The following is a 1028-nucleotide window of genomic DNA, read 5'->3' as shown; positions in this document are numbered from 1 at the left end:
CTGTAAAAAGCAGGGAGTAAGTGGCTCTACTGCTTTAACGCTATTGTTGAATGGCATGCTACCTAATATTTTTATCCCTGCTGAGTAGTTACATATAATCAACTTATAGTTTGATTATAGTTTGATTATTTTTTTTTAATTAAGATCTTAAATTATTGATTTAAAAGTTTATGAGTGTATTGTTGAATTGAATTTATCAAGCTAATGAAGTGATTAGTTATTAATAAGGATATAAGATTCTTCTTCCTCTAAGTCATTGAATAATGGAGACCTGAATGTACCTATTTAAGTATTTTGAGCCCGCTAGGTTGGATGTCATTGAAAGTGGATGTATTCGTTTAACGCAACCTATCGACTTTAATGATCCTTTTGAATTAAAGCCTGTTACTTCTATTTGTGGTATCAAAGATGCTATGCCAGATCTATCCAGCACAGAAGAAAACTTAGGTTCAAATAATAAAATAGGTAAGCTACCAATAAAAGTGTCGAGCCCAGATTTAGAGTTTAAAGTTATTAAAGCGAATAAAAATTCATTCGAAGAGCAGCAAGTGCTTGCAACTACGCCGCCAGAGACTAATGGTGTTATGGGTGAAACTAGCGAACAAAATCAGGGAGAAGTAATAGGTGTACTTTGCTTAACTGAAGAGCCAGATAATTTATTAATGTGGTCACATTATGCTGACTCTCATCAAGGGTTCTGCGTTAAATTCGATACTTCTAATTACTTTTTTAATCAAAAGAGAACCAAGCAAGACGATTTTTACCATCTTAGGAAAGTTGAGTATATTGAGCAACATCCAATTAAAGTGATTAAGTCTAATGTCGGTGTAGACTTACTATTACATAAATCTGATACCTGGTCACATGAAAAAGAGTGGCGGTTTTGTGCAGTTTTGCACGACTCAGATATGCTTATCGAATGTGCGGATAGCGATATATACCCGTGATCAATGAAGATGCTTGATTTTTAGCTTAATGAGGATCATGCTACCTCAATGCAAAAAATAAACCTCACTTCTGACCAAAAG

General features: G+C 34.1%; 1 protein-coding gene. It reads left to right on the top strand.

The window, feature by feature from the left end:
- The first annotated feature begins 275 nt into the window (after positions 1-275).
- Positions 276-947: a DUF2971 domain-containing protein gene (locus H592_RS23295; protein WP_051369143.1), complete on the top strand. Its 672-nt coding sequence runs from the start codon at positions 276-278 to the stop codon at positions 945-947.
- The last annotated feature ends 81 nt before the right edge of the window (positions 948-1028 follow it).

This window comes from Psychromonas arctica DSM 14288, from assembly GCF_000482725.1.
In the GTDB taxonomy this organism is placed as follows: Bacteria; Pseudomonadota; Gammaproteobacteria; order Enterobacterales; family Psychromonadaceae; genus Psychromonas; species Psychromonas arctica.
The sequence above is the reverse complement of the archived record's forward strand: the minus strand, read 5'-3'. Positions and strand labels throughout refer to the sequence as shown.